General features: G+C 44.8%; 14 protein-coding genes. 5 read left to right on the forward strand and 9 right to left on the reverse strand.

Annotated features, from left to right (window positions below):
- Window positions 1-30 precede the first annotated feature (30 nt).
- Complete coding sequence (locus AAA943_RS17945; RefSeq protein WP_338225672.1) at window positions 31-735, forward strand: outer membrane beta-barrel protein; 705 nt, start codon at window positions 31-33, stop codon at window positions 733-735.
- A 205-nt stretch (window positions 736-940) separates the two neighbouring features.
- Window positions 941-2,149, forward strand: coding sequence for a flavin monoamine oxidase family protein (locus AAA943_RS17950; RefSeq protein ID WP_338225673.1), 1,209 nt, complete (start codon window positions 941-943; stop codon window positions 2,147-2,149).
- Between the two features lie 743 nt (window positions 2,150-2,892).
- Here AAA943_RS17950 and katG read toward each other — a convergent pair.
- Together katG and AAA943_RS17960 are read right to left on the reverse strand one after the other, a co-directional pair.
- On the reverse strand, window positions 2,893-5,094 hold the full coding sequence (gene katG / locus AAA943_RS17955; protein ID WP_338225674.1) for a catalase/peroxidase HPI: 2,202 nt from the start codon (window positions 5,092-5,094) through the stop codon (window positions 2,893-2,895).
- A 304-nt stretch (window positions 5,095-5,398) separates the two neighbouring features.
- On the reverse strand, window positions 5,399-5,968 hold the full coding sequence (locus AAA943_RS17960; protein WP_338225675.1) for a Pycsar system effector family protein: 570 nt from the start codon (window positions 5,966-5,968) through the stop codon (window positions 5,399-5,401).
- A gap of 184 nt (window positions 5,969-6,152) precedes the next feature.
- On the opposite strand from AAA943_RS17960, the gene AAA943_RS17965 reads away from it, so the two are divergent.
- Window positions 6,153-6,614 (forward strand): YehS family protein, encoded by a 462-nt coding sequence (locus AAA943_RS17965; protein ID WP_338225676.1) that lies wholly within the window; start codon window positions 6,153-6,155, stop codon window positions 6,612-6,614.
- A 146-nt stretch (window positions 6,615-6,760) separates the two neighbouring features.
- Window positions 6,761-7,648: a dienelactone hydrolase family protein gene (locus AAA943_RS17970; protein WP_338225677.1), complete on the forward strand. Its 888-nt coding sequence runs from the start codon at window positions 6,761-6,763 to the stop codon at window positions 7,646-7,648.
- A 378-nt stretch (window positions 7,649-8,026) separates the two neighbouring features.
- On the opposite strand, the gene AAA943_RS17975 is transcribed toward AAA943_RS17970, so the two are convergent.
- From AAA943_RS17975 to AAA943_RS17990, 4 genes are all read right to left on the reverse strand, one after another.
- The gene (locus AAA943_RS17975) at window positions 8,027-8,485 is read right to left on the reverse strand and encodes a CBS domain-containing protein (RefSeq protein WP_338225678.1); all 459 of its coding nucleotides are present in this window, start codon (window positions 8,483-8,485) and stop codon (window positions 8,027-8,029) included.
- 212 nt (window positions 8,486-8,697) lie between these two features.
- Entirely contained in the window at window positions 8,698-10,233 is a 1,536-nt protein-coding gene (locus tag AAA943_RS17980) for an FG-GAP repeat domain-containing protein (RefSeq protein WP_338225679.1), read from the reverse strand.
- 12 nt (window positions 10,234-10,245) lie between these two features.
- Window positions 10,246-10,983: a copper homeostasis protein CutC gene (locus tag AAA943_RS17985; RefSeq protein ID WP_338225680.1), complete on the reverse strand. Its 738-nt coding sequence runs from the start codon at window positions 10,981-10,983 to the stop codon at window positions 10,246-10,248.
- On the reverse strand, window positions 10,980-11,966 hold the full coding sequence (locus AAA943_RS17990; protein ID WP_338225681.1) for an isoaspartyl peptidase/L-asparaginase family protein: 987 nt from the start codon (window positions 11,964-11,966) through the stop codon (window positions 10,980-10,982). The genes AAA943_RS17985 and AAA943_RS17990 overlap by 4 nt, the downstream gene beginning before the upstream one ends.
- An 83-nt stretch (window positions 11,967-12,049) precedes the next feature.
- Here AAA943_RS17990 and AAA943_RS17995 point away from each other — a divergent pair, with 83 nt between their 5' ends.
- Window positions 12,050-12,811, forward strand: coding sequence for a creatininase family protein (locus tag AAA943_RS17995; RefSeq protein ID WP_338225682.1), 762 nt, complete (start codon window positions 12,050-12,052; stop codon window positions 12,809-12,811).
- 40 nt (window positions 12,812-12,851) lie between these two features.
- On the opposite strand, the gene AAA943_RS18000 is transcribed toward AAA943_RS17995, so the two are convergent.
- From AAA943_RS18000 to AAA943_RS18010, 3 genes are all read right to left on the reverse strand, one after another.
- On the reverse strand, window positions 12,852-16,169 hold the full coding sequence (locus AAA943_RS18000; protein ID WP_338225683.1) for a VCBS repeat-containing protein: 3,318 nt from the start codon (window positions 16,167-16,169) through the stop codon (window positions 12,852-12,854).
- 132 nt (window positions 16,170-16,301) lie between these two features.
- Complete coding sequence (locus tag AAA943_RS18005; protein ID WP_338225684.1) at window positions 16,302-18,035, reverse strand: RagB/SusD family nutrient uptake outer membrane protein; 1,734 nt, start codon at window positions 18,033-18,035, stop codon at window positions 16,302-16,304.
- Window positions 18,036-18,087: 52 nt separating this feature from the next.
- Window positions 18,088-21,363: a SusC/RagA family TonB-linked outer membrane protein gene (locus tag AAA943_RS18010; RefSeq protein WP_338225685.1), complete on the reverse strand. Its 3,276-nt coding sequence runs from the start codon at window positions 21,361-21,363 to the stop codon at window positions 18,088-18,090.
- Window positions 21,364-21,646: the final 283 nt, after the last annotated feature.

Below are 21,646 nucleotides of genomic sequence, written 5' to 3' on the forward strand. Positions count from 1 at the left end.
TTCATCCTATCGACCCATACCGAGACAACCATGAATAGAATTCTTCCCAAGTGGACTTTTTGCCTTGCGGTTTTCTGCATGCCCTTTTGCGCCCAATCCCAAGTTTTGATCTCCCTTATCTTCGGAGATGCGCTCAATTCCGAAAAAGTGGAGTTTGGCTTAACTGGCGGTATGAACCGGTCCTATCTGAGTGGAATCACCTCTGCTGAAGGATTGAACAACTTCAATTTGGGTTTTTACTTTCATATCCGCATGAAGGAAAACTCCTTTATCAGTACAGGAGTCTTGGTCAAATCCAATGTGGGTGCCAAAGGAATGCCTACCTACTCATTGGATGATCCTGCATTTGACGGGATTTTTGAGGAAGGCTCTTTGACTAAAAAAATCAACTATTTCTATGTGCCTATCATGTGGCAACAGCGGATCCAAAAACGCTGGCTTCTGGAGGGTGGCATTCAAGCCGGCCTTCGGTCCAAGGCCTTTGATATTTTTGAAGTAGAAAGAAATGAGGGAGACTTGGAATTCAAAACCGAAGTAGGAGATCAATTAAGCCGACTTGATGCCGGACTGGTGGGAGGATTAGGGTACAAGCTCAAAGAAGACCTGAAAAGCATGAGTGTGGGAATTCTCTACTATCAAGGCTTGGTCGATATCGCCAAATCAGATAGCCAAATTTCAAAAAACTCCTCTTTGAACTTTTTCCTGAGAATCCCAATAGGAGCAAAAGGAGAATAAATCCCAGCTTCCTACTGCTCATTTACTCCCGGATCGTCTAGTCCTCTAGCCGGTGATCATTCATCTCCGATTTGTCTCTGGGCCATCCTTGCTCTCTAGCAAGGCGGGGACTTAAGAAATGTTAAAAATTCACCGGATCTGTCAACCTAATACAACGCAACCGGTACAGTAAGCATCTACCGTTAAATATCATTAATGGCATATTATGAATCGGAAAGCATTTTTAAAGACTTGCATGCAGATGGGGTTGGGAATACCGCTGCTTTCGACTTGGAGCTGGGAAGCACTTCCGGAAAGTGAAAATGACAAAAATATCCCCCATTCTAAACCGCCAAGGAAAATCCTGATAATTGGAGCGGGTGCCTCAGGGATGGCCGCTGCTTTGCTGCTCAAGTCCATGGGGATTGATTTTACTATTCTGGAAGCATCCAATCGAATAGGTGGCCGAATCAAGCAGGCTGCGGATTGGGCAGATTACCCTATAGACTTGGGTGCAGAATGGATCCATACCGATCCTAAGGTTCTGAATGAACTTCTCCTTAAAAAAGAGGAGGAAGGATCCTGGGGAGTCATGGATTATTCCCCTCAGACGATCCAAGCCTGGAATAATAAAAAGCTTAAATCCCACCATCTTTTAAAACATTTTTATGCTGAGTGGAAATTCAAAAGCAGTACTTGGTTCTCTTTTTTTGAGACGCAAATCTACCCTGATATCCGGGAACATGTTGTGCTTGGGAAGCCGGTAGAACAAATCAACTATGCCGAAGATTCAGTAGAAATTCTGACCCGGGACGGAAGCACATTTTCGGCAGATAAGGTGATTTTAACTTGTTCGGTAAAGTGCCTTCAAAATAATAGCATTCGGTTTATTCCTCCCTTGCCCGATGATACCAAAGCGGCTCTGGAACAGATTTATATGGGAGATGGCATCAAGGTCTTCATCAAATTCAAAGAGTCTTTTTACCCGGATTTACTGTTTTTTGGACCGATCCTGAAAGCAATTGCAAACGAAAACAAGTTTTTCTACAATGCTTCTTTTGGAAAAGACACCTCAGCCTGTGTACTGGGCCTACTAGCCATCAACCAAGAGGCAGTTCCCTACGTCTCCTCCCCCTCGGAAAACGATTTGATTCAACTCATTTTGAAAGAATTGGATGCCGTCTTTGAAGGAAAAGCAAGTCAACACTATGAAAAACACCTCATTCAAAACTGGAGCAGGGAGCCCTTTGTCCAAGGTGCTTATTCCTATACCTATGACGGGTCTCAAAAACGAATTACCGAGGTATTAAAAACGCCCGTTCAAAAAAGGATTTATTTCGCAGGGGAAGCTTTAGGCGGAAAAAATCATTCCACGGTCCACGGAGCTTGTCAATCCGGATTTGCCGCGGTGGAGGAAATTCTAAAATCAACCTAGCCCCTGAGAATGAAAAGGTGGGAGTTGGTCGGCTTTTAAAAAAATCGGATCATAAAAGACATGGGAGATGATAGGATTATAGGTGTATCCGGAACATTGCACGTAGGTCTCAAGTTGCAAATTTTTCTTTATGAAAAATCCTCCCTAGCCCCCTTTTGGAAAGAGTGAATCCGCCTATTTGGAACCTCAAAACCTAATTTAAATTGATAACGTGCAAACATGCAAATACACATTTAGAATCATCCAATTTCTTCACTGTTGGCCATACTCCTTGAACAATTTCTCTTTTGAGGTTCAATTTTTGCCGGCTTCGGTCTTCCGCCCACTCCTCCAAAGGAATTATGGACCAAGGTGTACTAGCGGATAGTCCTAGTGATTATCCTTAGAATGCAGGCTGATCTATGGGCGCAGGTAGGAGTAATTTTAAATAGTGCGATTATCCGCTATCCTGGCAGCAATTCAAAATGGCCTCGACTTGGATCGACTATGCTCACCAACTCTCGCTCGGCCTCCGGATTTGCGGTTAACTCTGGTAGGGATGAAAACACGGCTATGCCGCATTTTCATCCCCACCCCTATTTTGCACCATAACGCTCTCCAAGTGAAGTCGAGGTGAACATAAGATAATTTGGTTACTGGAAAGAAAGCGGCCATTCCTATTGAATATTTACCTCTTAGCCTGAAAAGGCATAAAAAAAGCGACTCAAAAATTAGAGTCGCTCTTTATTTTTATAATCATGTAATTAAGAATCAAATCGATCCAGATTCATCACTTTAGTCCAAGCTTTGATGAAATCCTTGGCAAACTTAGCTTTGCCATCTTCGCAGGCATATACTTCTGCATAGGCTCTCAGCTCAGAGTTGGAACCGAAGATCAAATCCGCCCGGGTTCCTGTCCATTTTGGTTCGCCGGTTTTTCTGTCACTTCCTACAAATACATTCTGCTTGTCAGAAGTAGCTCTCCAAGTGGTGCTCATGTCCAGAATATTGACAAAGAAATCATTGGTCAGCTTGCCCGGGGTAGAAGTCAATACTCCATGCTTTCCGCCATCCCAGTTAGTTCCCAATACGCGCATACCACCCAGTAGCACGGTCATTTCCGGAGCAGTCAAGGTGAGCAGCTGTGCTTTGTCAATCAATGCTTCCTCAGCTTTCACACTGGATTCAGCACTCATGTAATTACGGAATGCGTCAGCCCAAGGCTTCAGCCACTCGAAAGAATCCACTTCTGTGTCATCCTGTGCAGCATCTGTTCTTCCCGGGGTGAAGGGTACGCTTAGGTCAAATCCCGCGTCTTTGGCCGCCTTTTCGACCCCTGCACAGCCTCCCAAAACAATCAGGTCAGCCATGGAGATTTTCTTGCCTCCACCGGCAGTGGAGTTGAATTCCTCCTGAATGCTTTCCAACACTCCCAAGACTTTGTTCAACTGGGTAGGATTATTTACCTCCCAGCTTTTTTGCGGCTCCAATCGGAGTCGACCTCCATTGGCTCCACCTCGGAAGTCAGAACCTCTGAAAGTAGAAGCAGAAGCCCAGGCGGTAGAGACCAATTCTGAAACTGTCAGACCGGAAGCCAAAATATTGGCTTTTAGGCCGGCAATGTCTTTCTCATCTGCAAGAGGATGGTTCACAGCAGGAACAGGATCCTGCCAAATCAAGTCTTCGGCAGGTACTTCAGGTCCTAAATATCTGGATTTTGGCCCCATATCCCGGTGAGTCAATTTGAACCAAGCTCTGGCAAAAGCATCGGCAAACTCATCCGGGTTTTCATAAAATCTTCTGGATACTTTTTCATACTCCGGATCAAATCTTAAGGACAAATCCGTAGTCAGCATAAATGGCTTATGAAATTTGCCTGGGATATGCGCATCAGGAATGATGGCCTCGGAATTTTTAGCCACCCACTGATGGGCTCCTGCAGGACTCTTAGTCAATTCCCACTCGTGCTCGAAAAGAAACTTGAAGTAGTCATGGCCCCACTTGGCAGGAGTCGAAGTCCAGGCCCCCTCGATACCAGAGGTGATGGTGTCTTCTGCATTACCTTTGCCATAGCTGCTGTTCCAGCCGGTACTCATCTCTTCAATAGAAGCACCTGCAGGCTCAGCACTCACGTATTTCCCTGGATCTGCTGCACCATGAGTTTTTCCGAAAGTGTGTCCACCTGCAATTAGAGCTACTGTTTCGTAGTCATTCATTGCCATTCGTCCAAAAGTCTCCCGGATAGCATGGGCTGCCAAGAGAGGATCGGGAACATTGTTAGGGCCTTCTGGATTGACATAGATCAAACCCATTTCAGTAGCCCCTAGGGGGTTTTCCAAAGCCTCAGGACTTCTGTGAGCCTTCCATTCTTTTTCTGATCCCCAGTATACATCCTTTTCAGATTCCCATACATCCTTTCGGCCTCCGGCAAATCCAAAGGTCTCAAAGCCCATAGATTCCAGAGCCACATTTCCGGTAAGGATCATCAAGTCTGCCCAAGAAATTTTCTTTCCGTATTTCTGCTTTACCGGCCAAAGCAAAAGCCGAGCTTTGTCCAAGTTGGCATTATCAGGCCAAGAATTCAGTGGCGCAAATCGCAAAGTACCTGTTCCGGCACCACCACGACCATCCTGTACCCGATATGTCCCAGCGCTGTGCCAAGCCATTCGTATCATAAATGGACCATAATGGCCATAATCAGCAGGCCACCATTCCTGAGAAGTAGTCAGCACTTTTTCAATGTCTGCCTTTACCTCTTTGAGATCCAAAGTTTGGAATTCCTTGGCATAATCAAACCCTTCGTCCATTGGATCAGAGAGAGAAGAATGTTGCCTAAGAATGTTGACATTCAATTGATTGGGCCACCAATCCACATTTTGCTGGCCTTTTCCTGCTGCCGCAGTCATTGTCCCGTTGTGGAAAGGACACTTGGAGATGTCTCCTCCATTGTTGTGATGTGTATCCATAGTATAAATTGATTTAGTGATTACTTAGATGACGAAATTAATGAAAACTATCCGTATTTAATTTTTTTTTCGATAGATAAAAACTATGACTCTTCTATTAATCCTGTTCCTCTCAATTTCCAAAATAGGCCTTGATTTCAAATAGAAGGGTATTTTCTGTGAGAATCAGTTAGATAAAATGAATCGCCCTTCGAAAGGCTGACAAAACTCAGCTTACTAAAATTCAACGCCCAAGCTCCACTTTTGTTTGAAGAGGCAAAAGGGGATTAATCTAAATGAAGAAAATAGAATTCCCTACCGGAATTCAGATGTAGAGAATCCAGAAAAAAACAAACACGCCAAATCCCATTCCCACGATAAACACACTGTAGGCCCTATTGAGTAATCGGTATTTTCGGCTTAGTATTTTCCCCTGGTAATAAAGAGAGACAGACATCTGATCCATGATGTCGTTTTTGCCTTGCAAAACCTGATGGGTTTTTTCCAGGTATTCTTCCAGATTGTAATATTCAGTGGTGCCGAAAAAAAGCACACTGAAGGAAGGCTTTTCCCCCGGATTTTTGGGTTTCCCTAAAATCTTTGGCTTGGCGACCTGCACCGCCAATACAGTTGAGATAATTATAATCCCCAGAAAAATCAAAATGGGGAAAAGGACCAGTAAATTGTCGATCTCCACTTGGGAGGAGATTGAGCCATAACTAATGAGGGCGATCATGGAAGAAAGAACTAAGGCATTGATGCTGATAATGATATTAGCCTTATTGTCTGCGATTTGAAGAAGGTTGCTGGAGTTTTGGAAAGCTACCCGATAAAAGGTCTGCCGTTCTCTTCCTGCTTTATCCTTTGGCTCTTTGTGAAAGAAATTGGTTTCCATAGGCAATGATTGATTTGAAGATAAGCAAAAAATCAATTTAGGGTTTCCCTCCTGTTTTTTTCTTTTCTGAGATCCCCTCCTTGCTTCAATGCCTGGCTTCCCGGCACAAGTTGAAATCAAGGCCAAGCAGTAGAATCCTCACTGTTTCCGGCTTTTTCCCCATATTTGAGTACGAATTGTGACTATGAAAAATAACGACATCCTAAAAATCCTGAGATATACTTTTGATCTGAATGATTTTGTCATGATGGAAATTTTTGCAAACGGGGGTATTCAGGTAGACCGTTCTCAGGTCAGCAATTGGCTCAAAAAAGAGGAAGACGAAGAATTCAAATCAATTTACGATGTGGATTTGGCAGCTTTTCTTAACGGATTCATCATCCTAAAGCGAGGAAAAAAGGAGGGAGATTCTGCACCCGAACCCGAAAAAAAACTGAACAATAACCTTATCCTTAGAAAACTAAAGATAGCACTTACCCTGCGGGATGAAGACATGCTGGAGTTGTTTGGGCTCAGAGGGTTCCGCATTAGCAAGCATGAGCTCAGTGCATTTTTCAGAAACCCTTCCCAGCCTCAATATCGGGAATGCAAGGATCAAATTCTGAGAAATTTTCTGATGGGGCTGCAAATGAAATACAGACCTTAGGCCTTTCTGTTTTCAGGAACATACTTACTTTTTTGACGGCAACTTTTTCTTGCCGATCGTCCCCTTATCTTGCATTTCCAAATCTTTTCTTGCCCTTTTCCCCTCGATTTCTTATACCTTTTAGGCTGACCTGACCAATCTCAACCATGGATAAGCTGAAAAAAGAAGACATTCCTCAGGAGGCATTTGATCTGTATGACTACTATTGTCACAATAAGCTGGACCGGAGGACTTTCGTGGAAAAGCTGTCTGCCTATGCAGTAGGTGGAATTACTGTCACTGCACTCATGAGTTCGATGATGCCCGATTACATCAACACCCGAACTGTAGAACCAACGGACGAAAGGCTGCAAAGCTCAGACTACGTCTTGTACGACTCTCCAAAGGGAGGAGGACAAATCAAAGGATTACTATCCAAACCGGCAGGAAGTGGGAAATTTCCCGGGATTGTGGTAGTTCATGAAAACAGGGGACTCAACCCCTATATCGAAGATGTGGGAAGAAGATGCGCAGTGGATGGATTTATTTCCATTGCCCCTGACGCCCTGACCCCACTTGGCGGATATCCCGGTAATGACGATGATGGAAGAGCACTACAATCTCAACGCAATAGAGATGAAATGCTGGAGGACTTCATTGCTGCCTACGATTACCTGAAAAACCATCCTGACTGTGACGGAAACGTGGGCGTTGTCGGATTCTGTTTCGGAGGTTGGATTTCGAATATGATGGCTGTACGAATCCCAAGTTTGAAGGCTGCAGTGCCCTTCTACGGAGGTCAGCCTGCCACGGAAGATGTCCCCAAAATCCAAGCTCCTCTATTGGTGATTTACGCCGAATTGGACACCCGGGTGAATGCCGGCTGGGAAGCTTACGAAGCAGCCCTTAAAGCCAATGGAAAGAAATACGTGATGATCAATTATCCTGGGGTGAACCATGGGTTTCACAACAATACCACTCCCCGGTACGATGAAACTGCTGCCAAACAGGCTTGGGATAAAACCATCGCCTTTTTCAAGGCCAATCTGAAATAAAAAAAGAGGCTGTCTCGAAAGTAGAGTTTTTCACATTGAGTCTTAAATATTCGATAAACATACAAAAAGGAAATGACGGGTCATTCGCCTTTTAGTAGTATCACTGTCACCTTGAGCGGAGTCGAAAGGTCCTCGTACTTCCCGACTCTCGTCGGAAAGGTGCTCGGACTGACTAAATTTCCTGCCTTTAATATCAACCCGCAATTGGTAGCGAAGTCGAAATTGGTAGCGAAGTCGAAATGTGTTCCAGATAACTGGAAACGACCTTCGATTTCGAGACTCTCGTCTCTCAATTGCTCAGGCTGACAACGATACGATTTATGAGACAGCCCCAATCATACTTTTTTAACTCCTGATTATTTCAATGAAAAGAAATTATTACCACGTGGTATGCTTCAATTTTGGAAATGCTCTGACCACATCACTCAAACTGATTTGACCTACCAACCGCCCTTCTCTGAGGACAGGGAACCTCCTTATCTGATAATCCAAAAATTTCTGCGCAGCATCGAACAAGCTGATATCCGGACTCAAAGTCATGACTTCTTTGGTCATCAGGTCCTTCACTTGTGCAGGAAACCGAACTGTATTCGTGTATTTGCCTTTTATAATTTCACGAAGGCAGTCTACCTCGGAAATAATTCCCACCAAACCACCAGATTCGTCCACCACCGGAGCACCGGAAATTTTTCTCTTGGTCAAAATCTCCATAACCTGATCTATCGTATCCTCCGGCCGAAAAGTGACCAAATTGGTACTCATGTGATCTTTGACTAAAATCGGCTGTGCGGGGGTCTTGGACTCTACCATCCTCACCCCTTGAAAACTTTTTACCATGATAAAATAATTATGTGAAAGAATAATAAGATACTGATTTTAGCCAAAAAATAAAATTAATCAACCCTATTTTTAGAAAGAAAAAAATATTATTGATTAAAAATACCAATTTAGCAAAATTATATTTTGACAATCCCAAACATCTTTCAAACTTTAAGAATAAAATCTTAGTAAAATGCACTTTGCCTGTCAAAAAGCTAGTCCAAGCATAATCAAGGCTTTAGCTGGTTTTTCAAGATTACAAAAGGTCTCCAATTGCCTTTTGGTGCCTGATAGAGCTCATTAAAATCGAAAGCCCCCACGACCAAATCCTGATCCCCATCTCCATCCAAATCTCCTTGAGTGAGTGTCAACCAATGCATATCCGGAGACGGGGCCAATACATAGGGCTGAAAACCATCATTTTCCTGATGAAAATAAACCAAATCCTGTCTGGGTTTTTGATTGGAATCCGGAAAAAAAGCAATCACAAAGAGATCCATTTTTCCATCTTGGTCAAAGTCTCCAACTTCCAGCCCACTTGCCCCGTGGAGAGGGTAAAACCAGGATTCTTCAAAGCTGCCTTTACCAGTATTCTTAAAGATTCTTACCCCATGATAATTCTTCAAAATTTGGGACTGATCTGCATTATCTCCATTTACCAAAACAAGATCTCTGAGCCCATCTCCATCCATATCCACCCAACGGAAATCACTCGAACCAAAGGCCGGGTGGAATTCCAAAAGCCTTTTTTCACGGAAAGATCCCTGACCCTGATTTTCAAATAAAAGCACAGACTCCTTGGCCTGAGTCATCAAGACCAACAGATCCAAATCCCCGTCACCATCCCAATCTGTGGATATGGAGCGCCTAGCACCCGGGTCTTTTTTAAGAATCACCTCTTGATGCCCTTCTGGCTGACTGAGATAAAGAGAAAACTTACCGAGGTGATTCCCAAAGTGGCAAACCGCATAGTCCTCTCTCCCATCCCCATTCCAATCGTCAATTGAAATATGAACCGGCCGAATCAGCTGATCGAAAACAGGAGTAGCTTTCCAAGATGCCCCTTGTCTGGAAAAATCTGACCAGTTTCCCAAGGAATCATTCGCCGGGTCCATTAGCCCCATACTCAGCAGCTGGAAGTTGGAAGAATCCTTCCAGCGGATCTCCACCGGTGCCACGGCGGTAGGAATGGAATCTACCTGTGAAAATCCTTGAGAAGAATTCAGTTCAAACAAAGCACGGAAGCGATGCCCCAACCACAAATTTCCCGTTTCGGGATGGATTTGCAGCATGGTCACCAAACTGGGACGAATAAAATCAAACTCAGGAATCTCCAGCTTAAACCCGGGAATCCCCGATTTGGGTTCTGCCTTCTCAGCTTGAGGGAGCGGGCCCTCCGGAGCAGTCTGAAGGTAAAATTCCTCAATTTTGACCCAATTCTCTCTTGAAATCAATGGCTGATTGGAATAAATCCCTTCCGGCACTCCCTCATCCTGAGGCAGTGGAGTTCCAAAATCTTCCTCCAAATACAAGCCCAATCGCTTTCGCATATCGGGAAGTACCCGAGCCCAAGTTTTTTGGTCCAAGATATCAGGATCGGGCATCAAATGACAGCTCCCGCAATAGCCTTTGGCCAACTGCTCCCCGGAAAGATTCAGATCACTTTGGGCAAGTTCATAAAGCGAAGGAGGAGGCTGCTTTCGCTCTCCGATCTGACCACAGGCTGAAAACAACACCAAGACACCTACTACCCAACTTCTCTTCATGATTTTCAAAATCTACAGTACTCCATGAAATGCCCGAACCAGTTCCTGACTGACTCCCCACTGCTTACCATAATCCAAAGGTGCGGAAGAAAAGGAAAGTCCCGGGGTAAGATATTGATTGCCTGTAGCTTGCTCCAGCTTGCAAGAAGCATGCACTTCCTTCAAAAATCCGGTTGCCTTCAACGAAGGAACATGTTCAGGTTTGGTTCCTCCTCCGGGAAGGATGATTATTCTTTCTCCGGCTAGATTGAGCAGAGAAACGACCTGCTGAAGCCCTTCCGTCAAGGTATTCTTACCTCCTGACGTAAGAATTCTCTGAAAGCCCAAGGCAATGATTTTTTCCAGAGCATCAAATAAATCCAAAGAAGCATCGAAGGCCCGATGAAAAGTACAGGGCTTGCCATTTGCGGCCCTCAGCAGGGTTTCACAGGCTGCTTCATGGACTTTGCCCTGCTCATCCAAGACCCCAAAAACAAATCCATCTGCACCCAAATCTCCCAAAAGCTGAATATCCTGTTTCATGACCAACAATTCCTTATGAGAATAAACGAAATCACCGCCTCTGGGACGAATCATGACAAAAACAGGAACATCCACCTCACTTTTGACGAAGCGAAGCATTCCTGCGCTGGGAGTTTCTCCTCCCTCAGGAAAATTGGAACACAACTCCAACCGGTCAATCCCTTTTAGCGCTGCCTCAAGCGCTCCATGGAGATTAAATACAGGGGCTTCTAGTAGGATTTTGTTCATGATGAATAATAGCTTGCCGCGTCTATCAATACATTTCCGGACTCTGTCGCACGGGCATAGTTGAAACCGGGACGAATCGCATAAGCACCCACCTCTCCATATTTATTGATAGCTAAAAAACCGGCCTGAATACCATCCCCCTCCTTATTTTTTGCCACAAGACGCCTCACAGCTTCTTCGCAAGCTTCTTGGGGAGTTCTACCTTGTCGCATCAATTCCACAATCAAAAAGCTGCCACAAACCCGAATGATGGTTTCTCCCAATCCGGTGGCGGTAGCTGCACCGACTTCATCATCTACATACAGCCCCGCTCCGATGATGGGACTGTCCCCTACCCGTCCGTGCATCTTATAAGCAAGGCCACTCGTGGTACAGCTTCCTGCCAACTTACCTCCTGCATCGATTCCGATCATCCCGATGGTATCGTGATTTTCGATGTTGATGATTGGCTTATACTGGCTGGTCTTTTTCCATTCTTCGTAGGCCACTTTGGCTTTGGGGCTTAGTTCTTCTTTTTCCAAAGGAAAGCCCTGGGCAATGGCAAATTGCCTTGCGCCTTCCCCTGCAAGCATCACATGAGGGGTCTTTTCCATCACCGCACGGGCAAGAGAGATCGGATGTTTGATTTGTCTGACAAAGGCCACCGAGCCACAGGAACCGTCACCTGTCATGATCGAAGCATCCAGCGTGGTAATTCCCTCTCGATCCGGAAGCCCCTGAAGGCCCACGGTAAGATTATCCATATCCAGCTCGGTATTTCTCACTCCTGCCTCTACGGCATCGAGAATACTCCCTCCTTCCTTCAGCTTCGCCCATGCATCGGCATTGGCAGGGATCCCGTGATTCCAGGTGGAAAGGATAAGAGGTTTTTCTCCCGAATTTGGACTTTTCTCGGCGGTCTGGGCGCAGGCCGAAGCTACTCCAGGTAAAAAAAGAGCAGAACCCATCAGGCTTTGCTTGATAAACTTTCTTCTTTGGGACATGAATCTTATTTTAGAAATCAGCTTTCAAATTATCATTTTTGAAAGAAAGATTTCCTTCCTTTTCCACAAATCCCAAAATAAGTATGAGACCCTATCTACTCAAAGAAGCCAATTGGAAAGACCTTCAGCACGTTCGCTACGAAATGGCCGTGCTTCCTTGGGGAGCTACAGAAGCCCACAACTTTCATATGCCCTACGGAACTGATGTCTACGAAGCCGACGCAATTGGCGCGGAGAGTGGAAGAAAGGCCTGGGAACAAGGGGCAAAGGTGGTCATTCTACCCACCATCCCATTTGGGGTCAATACGGGTCAGGCAGACATCTACCTCGACATGAATATCTTCCCAAGTACACAGCTAATTATTCTTAAGGATATTTTGGAAACACTGAACCGTCAGGAAATCAACAAATTCCTGATTCTGAACAGCCATGGGGGGAATAATTTCCAGCCCATGCTGAGGGAATTGGGCTTGCAGTTTCCGGAGATGATGCTGTTTACCTGCAATTGGTTTCAGGCCTTGGACAAAAGCCAATATTTTGAGGAATCCGGAGACCATGCCGACGAAATGGAGACGGCCTTGATTCAGTATCTTCACCCCGAATTAGTGCTTCCTTTGAATGAAGCTGGCGACGGGGCAGAAAAAAAATCAGTCATCCGGGGAGTCCGGGAAAAATGGGCTTGGTCTGAAAGAAAATGGTCCCAAGTAACCGCAGACACTGGTATAGGAAACCCAAAAAAGGCGACACCTGAAAAAGGAAAGCGCTACTTTGACGATGTGACCGACAAAGTAGCGGATTTGATTTTGGATATCTGTTCGGCAAGACCTGGAGAGCTTTATCGCTAAGCTTTCTCAATCCCATCCGCTCAGCACACAGGTGAGAGGATTAAGGATTTGACTTTTGGAAAACGAGCAGTTTTCCCCTGTTTTGAGCTGCCGCAAAAAGGGATTGACCATTCGCTCCTTGAAGCTTAACTAGCCCTTTGGCATCTCCGGGGACTACAAAACCGCTATCTTTTGCCTTGACTGCTGTAAAACCTCCTTTTCCATCTCCCAAAAGCATCAATCCCAAAGAAGCATCCAATCTCCCGATGAATATTTCATTTCCATAATCATTTCCTGTAAGCAGGATATCCAAGTGACCATCCCCATTTACATCTTCAGTGGCAATGCCATATACCGGCGCCAATTGGGCTAGCGTGGGCAATTCATGAACTTGGAATTTCCCACCTCCAAGATTTTCTACCCACACGGTGCGATCGTAGTTTCCAGTCAGGATTAGCGCATCTTTTTTCTCCTCTTCGGTGAAAAGGGACTGCTCCGTACTCAGAGCAAAATACTTGTATCGCTCGAATTTCCTTCTGAATAGCGTGCTTTGCCCATTCAGGTCATCCCAAAAATGGCTGGGGAAAGAATTGTACCCTCCACCGATTTTATCTTTGTAATAAGAAAAGACCACCGGATCCACACTGCCATTGGAATCAAAGTCTTTGGCATAGACCTTCACAGGACGTTCGGCCGAGGGGTGATGGTGATTGTTCGCTCCTAGATTTCCTACTACCCAATCCATATCCCCGTCTCCATCCAAATCGGCCGTTTGGATTACATTCCACCAACCCAGATGATTTTCCAGCCCGGTTTGGGTCAGCTTTTGAAAATTGCCTCCGGAATTCTTGAAAACCGTAATCGCCATCAGTTCCCCTACTACCACCAAGTCCAACTGACCATCTCCGTCGATATCTGTCCATGCAGCATCCGTAATCATTCCCAAATTCCGGATTTCAGGAATTTTTTCCAGGGTCACATCCACCAAAGTCCCGCCCTGATTATGGAGCAAATAGCTTTGTTCAGGATAAGGAAACTGGGCTACTGGAGTTCGTCCCCCTACAAAAAGATCGACAAACCCATCCCCATCAAAATCCGCTCCTTTTACGGTGCTTCCATTTCCTTTGATTCCGGAGAAGTTTCTATCCAAAGTGAAATTTCCTTTTCCGTCATTGAGAAGCAGTCTATCCTCGTAGTAGACCGAATTAGGCGGAAACTCCGCACTTCCACTAACAAGATATAGGTCCAAATCCCCATCATTTTCCACATCAAAAGCAAGAATAGCCGCTTCTTCATAGGTAGCGTCCTCGCCCGGAATCAAGGGGTTTTCCGTAAAAGTACCGGAAGCATTTTGTGCATACCACATTGGCGCATTTCCCGAGGAAGAGCCGACAATCAAATCCTCCAACCCGTCGCCGTTCAAATCTCCAACAGCCAAAGCCGGTCCAAACTGAGAGAGTTTGTGGGGCAGAGTCCGCTGAATATTAAAATCAATTTTGTCCTCTTCCTGATGGATAAGGCTGATTCCAAGCTCATCAGAGACCTCTTCGAAGACCGTTTTTTCTTCACCCCAATCCATAATTGCGAAGGAATTGGTACCTATCGAGGCATTTTCATAGCTGATTTCCAAAACTTGGTTTACGGTTACCCCTGCCAGCTTACTTTCTTTTCCATCCAGCCATACCACTCGGATTTCATTAACTGAAGATGATTTACCCAAACCAAAATGGAGAATATTTTCCACTGAAGACATATACCCACGAGCTACTTGGGCTTCTTGAAAAAGCTGAAGTGAATCATTAACTGAAAGTAAAACTTTAGCGCCCAAACCATCCGGATTAAGGGCAGGGCCTTTAAGCTTAATCCTCAAAAAATTGGGAGCAGGAGTATTTTGATTCAACCTATTTTCAAAAACAAAGGCAGGGTCATTGATATTGTTCACCACATAATCCAAGTCCCCGTCCAAATCCAAGTCAGCAAAAATAGCCCCGTTGGAAAATGAAGGAATATTTAGCCCCCATTCTTCTCCGCTGTCTTCAAAAGTTAAATCACCCAGGTTACGGTAGGAGTAATTGGGGATTTTCACAATGGGAATAGAATCCAAAAGCTGTCTTACTGTGGCGACACTCCCCACATCAGCCCGATAATTGGCAAAGTCCTTATCAGTGATATCTCTTGGAAACCCATTGGTAATCAATAAATCCCTGAATCCGTCATTATCCACATCTACAAAAAGCGGAGCCCAGGACCAATCTGTCTGATAGACACCTGCCATCAACCCGATTTCACTCATGGGCAAGTCGGCCCCATTGTTCAGATGAAGCATGTTCCGGACATATTGGTATTCGTAACCCCATTGTTCGTTATTGATATAAGTCTGATATACATTCTTACCGATGGTAGTTTTCTTTCGGTAATTGTCCTCTCCCAACATATCTATGGTAATCAAGTCAGGCAAGCCGTCATTGTTGAAATCAGAAATATCCGAACCCATGGAAAACTGGCTTTGGTGGCGCAATCGGTCTTTGGTCTGATTGGAAAAAGACCCATTCCGATTATTGATGTAAAGAATGTCATTGGTGATGTAATCGTTGCTGATATGGATATCAGGCCAGCCATCATTGTTCATATCCGCGATGGCAATCCCCAATCCAAAACCCTCAATGGTAATGCCTGCTTCCAGCGTGACATTAGTAAATGTTCCATCTCCATTGTTTCTGTAAAAGGCGTCGTTGTTAACGGCAGAACCATCGGTTACCTTTTCTTTAAAATTGGTAGGTTTAGCAGTGACTTGTTCGTTATTGAGTACATAGAGATCCAAATCCCCATCCAAATCATAATCCAAAAAGGCAGCCCCCATTCCGTTACCAGGATCAGCGATACCATAGGACTCTGCCATTTCCAAGAAGGTGACTTCTCCCTTTTCATTTTTTCCCTGATTGACAAAAAGCAGATTATTTCTTTCCCCGGGTCCTTTAAGCATGGCAGCAGACACATAGAGGTCCGGCCACCCATCCGTATTGATATCTACCACGGTGACTCCTGTGCACCATTTTTCGGAAGCCATGATCCCGGCACTTTCTGAAATGTCCTCAAACTGAAGTTCGCCTTTATTCAAATAAAGTCGATTGGGAACCTGATTCCCGGTAAAAAACAAGTCCGGCAAACCATCCCGATCAAAATCCGCTATAGCGACTCCTCCCCCGTTGAAAATATACTCGTCAGTCAGAATATTGAAGCTGTCCGACTCAGTTATTTGATTATTGAATGTAATTCCAGTCTCATCCGAGGGCTTTAAGACAAAAAGTTTGTCCTCTTTTTTACAGGAAAAAAACAAGACCGATACCAAGAGAATGGAAAGAGGGTAATTGAATTTCATAAATTTCATTGGGTGCTTAGGGAAAGGAAAAATACCCATTTCCAACATGGAAATAAAGAAATCATCAAACAAAAGGGACAAAAAAAGAGAAGGCTTTTGGCCTTCTCTTTTAAAGTATTTAGCTGATTAAGATTAGAATCCAGGATTCTGAATCAGAATTCCCGGCTGAAGATCAATCTGATCCTGAGGGATAGGCACCCACTTAAACTTCTCAGTATATCGTGCGCCATTACCCAAAGCAGCAGGAAGCTTAGCTCCATCATAAGGGAAGTAGATATTGTTCAACTCTGCCTCGGCAGTGCCCCATCTCTGAAGATCATAGAATCTGTGACCTTCCATACCCAATTCAAGCAATCGTTCCATTCTCACCGCTTCTCTGGCGATATTGGCATCTGTCCAAGGAGAGTCATAAATTTTGATGTCATAGTTGGCCGCCATGGTGCCATCTTCTCTCATCAATTTGGAGTTGATCGCTCTTGTTCTTACTCTGTTCACATAAGTTCTGGCAGTTTCCAAATTGCCCACTTCGATTTCAGCTTCTGCAGCCAAAAGAAGAACATCTGCAAAACGGATGATCATGAAGTTGATCCCTGTGTAACCTGGTGTCCAAGAAGAATTGTCTTGGAAAGAACCTTGCTCGGATCTAGCATACACATATTTCCTTGGAGAGTATGGTCCTCCGTTAGGCTGGTTTCTGATCCAAGCCTGACCTGGATGGTCTTGCCAATCCAAATAAGGAATGCCTCTCCTTCCCACGGTGTGATCCAATCTTGGGTCAAGTGTTCCAGAATCTGGAGTAAATGGCTGATCAGAAGCTAATCCCATATCATTTTTCACCTCGTTAGCCGGACTGTTGAAGGACTTATCCAAAAGAGGGAGTCCATTTCTAGTTCGGAACGCATTGACGAAAGTAAAGCTTGGCTGGAAGAATCCGCAGCAGTTACCAGGACCAGCAGGACCGGTATTGTAGGGGAAATTCAAGTCAAACTCTGGGTTTGCATTTTGTACCGCACCCGTATTGGCTGCAGACTGGTAAGCCCATACTGATTCTTCATGATTGTCATTGGCAGCACGGAAAGCATCGTCATAGTAGGGTACCAAGTCATACTTCAGCCCATTGGAGGTTACCCCATTGGCAATCACATCGTCAAACAAAGCTTTGGCTCTGCTGTATTCTTTGGTGTACATAAATACTTTACCCAAATAAGCCTTAGCAGCCCATTGATTTACCCGGCCCACTTGGGGCTGAGTACTTGGAAGATTGGCAATCGCATATTCAAAATCTGCGATGATGAAAGGCCAGAGATCTTTGTCATTTTTCACCTCTTCCAAACCTGAACCATAGTCTACAGTTTCATCCACATAGGGTGTTCTATTATAGTCTCTGGCCAACTCAAAGTAGAAGTGTGCTCTCAGAAATCTCGCCTGTGCACTTAACCTGATTACGTCATTGTCTGTCACATCAGATTGACGCTTTTCCAACAGTCTCAAGACATTGTTGGCACGGGCAATCCCTTCATAACACACGTTGTATTTAGATCCCATTTCTCCCCCTGCAGCGTTATTTTCAAACCGCTGAATAGGATTGATTGTGGAAAAATCTCCAGGGTCGGTACCTTTATTCGCCTCTCCCCCTCTAATACTCCCCCAAACCCAGTTGGAAGGAGACCCTAATCTGTTTCCGCGACCGTTTACCTGAGAATAGGCTGCGATCAAAGACGCATCCAATCCCGCCAGAGAAGTCAACTGTGCTTCAGACAGCTGTCCCACCGGTGGTACTTCCAGGAAATCATCGCTACAACTCACTGCTACCATCATCGCTGTGGATGCTAGTAAGGCGCCGATTTTTAATTTGAAATTGTTCATTTTGTTAATCTATTATATGGTCTATAACTCGATTCTTGATAATTGGTTTGGTTTAGAAGCTTAGATTTAAACCAAATGTCCAGCCTCTGGTAACTGGGTAGTTTCCTACATCAATACCAAAAGTCAAATCCGCATCACCACCTACTGCAGGATCCAATCCCTCATAGCCGGTAATGGTAAACAGGTTGTTTACAGAAGCAAACACTCTAGCTCTTTCCATCTTCAATTTCTGAAGTAGGCTGGCTGGTGCAGAGTAACCCAGGGTCAGGTTTTGCAATCTCAGGTAAGAACCATCTTCTACATAGAATGAGTTGGCAACGTCAGAAGTAGAGAAGTTCGCAGTTCTTTCAACCACTGGAATTTCAGCATTCAAGTTTTCCGGAGTCCAGGCATTTTTCAAACGCTCTGAGATAGCAGCACCTTCGAATGTCTGGAAGAAGTCAGTAAACCAACGGGACTGATTCCAAATTTCATTTCCGATAGAAGTGTAAAGGTAGGCAGATAGGTCAAAACCCTTGTAACCCAAAGTGAAAGTCAAACCGCCTGTGAAATCGGGAACTGGATTACCCAAGAAGACCCGGTCATCGGGAGTAATCACTCCGTCGCCGTTTACATCTTCAAACTTAAATCGGCCCGGAGCAGCACCATCCTGAGTTGCATGTCTATCTACATCCTCTTGATCTCTGAAAAGACCTAAAACATTAAACCCGAAGAAAGAAGAAAGGGGCTGATCCACTGCATTTCGGATGGGCTGAATGCCTCTGTAGGAGGGGTTTACTGTGGTGATGAAGTCCAAGCCTGGGGAAAGAGAAACAATTTCGTTCTTCAAAGTAGATCCAGTCAATGTCAATTCATAAGTCAAATCAGAAGTGAAGTTACCTCGTGTAGTTACCAAAAGGTCCAAACCTCTGTTCAACATTTCACCAATGTTTACCGCTGGAGGGGCAGCATTGCTACCTGCAGTCAATGGAATTGGCACAGTAAAGAGCAAGTCTTTGGTATCTTTTTTCCACCAGTCGAAGATAATATCCAATCGGCCATTGAAGAAAGTACCATCAAAACCTATGTTTTGAGTAACAGCAGTCTCCCATCTTGCATTAGGGTTACCGATTCGGGATCTTCTGAATCCAATGATCGCACTGGAGTTGGTACCTCCGATATCATAGGAAGAAGCGTTGATATTCCCAGCAAACAAAGAGAATTGGTTATTGGGGTCTACGTTATTGGAGTTACCCATCTCACCCCAGCCGCCTCGGATTTTCAAATCATCAATCCAAGTGGTACCCTGAAGGAAGGATTCAGAAGAAATTCTCCAGGCTGCTGAGAAGGCAGGGAACACCCCATATCTGGAGTTTTCACCGAATCGGGAAGAACCATCCCGACGAACTACAGCACTGAACAGATATTTATCGTTGTAGGTATACTTTACTTGTCCGAAGTAAGAGTTGAAATTTACTCCCTTGAATTGGTTGGAGTTAACCTGACGGGTACTTACAGGCAAGTTGGAGATGGTAATGAAGTCAGGGTCCTGAGAGAATGGATTTTGACCCACCGCGTTCATATTTCTACCTGCACCGGTATTCAAAGCTTCCTGACCTAACAAGACGTCAAATGCATGCTTGTCAATTTTCTTTTTCCAAGCCAAGGTGTTGGTAAAAGTCCATGCAAAGGAATACCCTGCAAATTCATTGTACCCAAACGCTGAGTTGTTTTCAGAGTTTTCATACTGCAATCGGGTATAACCAACCCCGTAGAAGTTGTCATATTGACCGCCGATGGAGGTTCTGAAAGTCAAATCATCAATGATATCCCACTCCCCATACAAGTTACCAAAGGCGTTGGCGTTGAAGCTTCTGTTGTTCAACTGACCTTCTCTGTTAGCTACCGGGTTTCTAGGGTTGTTAAATCCTCTAGATGCAGTACCTGCATAGCCACCAAACTCATCGTAGACAGGAATAATGGATGGCATACGGAAGGCCTGAAGGATGTCGTTTTCGTCATCGGATACACCTCGACCTCCGGTACCCCCTTGCTGACCCAATACCTGACGGTAAGTGGCCTGGAAGTTTTGTCCGATCCGGATTCTCTTGGTCACGTCAAACTCAGAGTTAGCTCTCAAGGAATATCTTCTGAAGTCGTTTCCGATCATGATACCCGCCTGCTCCTGAAGGCCTACACCGACGAAGAATCGGGAAGTCTCAGAACCTCCGTTGAAGCCCAAAGAATGTCTATGTAATGGTGCATTTCTAGTAAGGGCAGCATACCAATCAGTACCTTCACCGGTCATGGCTCGAGTCAACTGACGGACTGTGCCTCGGGTAGGATCGATGTTGTACCATTCTCTTTGCTGATCAATTTGAGCTTGAGAAAGTGGTCCAGGTTGGCCTGAAGCCACACCTAAGGCTCCTGTAGCCGGATCTCGGGTGATTAAGCTCAGGTAATAAGGCATCACTGGAGATGAACCTGTACCGAATTGAGGATGTCCATAGGCTGGGGCAACACCGTTAATTCTAGCAGTATTGGTCTCCGCCAACCAGGTGTAGGTAGCATAGTCCTGTGGGTTCATCATATCCAAGCCAGTACCCGGATCAGTAATTCCATACATTCCATTGTAATCCACACGAAGCTTTTTGTTTCTGGAGCCTTTCTTGGTGGTGTAAACAATTACTCCGTTTGCAGCACGGGCCCCGTAGATAGAGGCTGCAGCCGCATCTTTCAATACAGTTGTAGATTCGATATCATCCGGATTCAAGAAATCAGTAGAACCTGTAGGAAGACCATCCACAATGTACAAAGGTTCGTTACCACCGAAGGCACCGAAACCCCGAACACGGATAATGGAAGAAGTACCTGGCTGACCGTTGGTAATTACGGTCACACCGGATACACGACCTTGGAGAGTTTGTTCCACGTTACCGGTAGGGATTACCTGAAGATCTCTAGGATCGACCGTGGCAATCGCACCGGTGGTTTCTCTTCTGGAGTCAATGGAATAACCCGTTACAATGAGTTCTGTGAGAGTTCTCTCATCAGGCTTCATGCTTACATCAATAATACTTCTTGGACCGACCACCTGCTCAATGGATGAATAGCCGATAAAAGAAAAGACCAAGGTTGCCTGGTCATTGGGCACATTGAGGGAGTACTTTCCGTCAATGTCTGTGGCAGTACCGGTAGTAGTACCTTTTACCAGGATAGAAACACCCGGCAAACCTACTCCGTACTCGTCAAGAACCGTACCCGTGACTGTTTTTTGCGCCATGACGGCACCAGCGGATAGGACTAAGAGCATGAGACACACACTTAGAATTTTGTAAACTTTTTTCATATACGTAGATAGATTGGGTAACAAGATTAATCTCAAAAACTTGTTCGTTTATTGTTTGTGCAATCGTTTGCGATTATTCTTAAAATAATAGCAATAGGAAAGACTCTGATTTTCAGACTTCTATTGCAACTATACCTGGTCTGAGTGTGACCTGCGAATTAAATAACCTGTAGGTTTGAGTGCATCGGATGATGCTAGGTGAGAGTAGGGAAATACTAAGTAATAAGGTGCATAGGCAGAGTAATTTTGGGTTAGTTGTTAATTCTTAATCGTCAATGTTAAA

Origin of the sequence: Algoriphagus confluentis (genome assembly GCF_036245625.1) — a bacterium.
Classification (GTDB): domain Bacteria; phylum Bacteroidota; class Bacteroidia; order Cytophagales; family Cyclobacteriaceae; genus Algoriphagus; species Algoriphagus confluentis.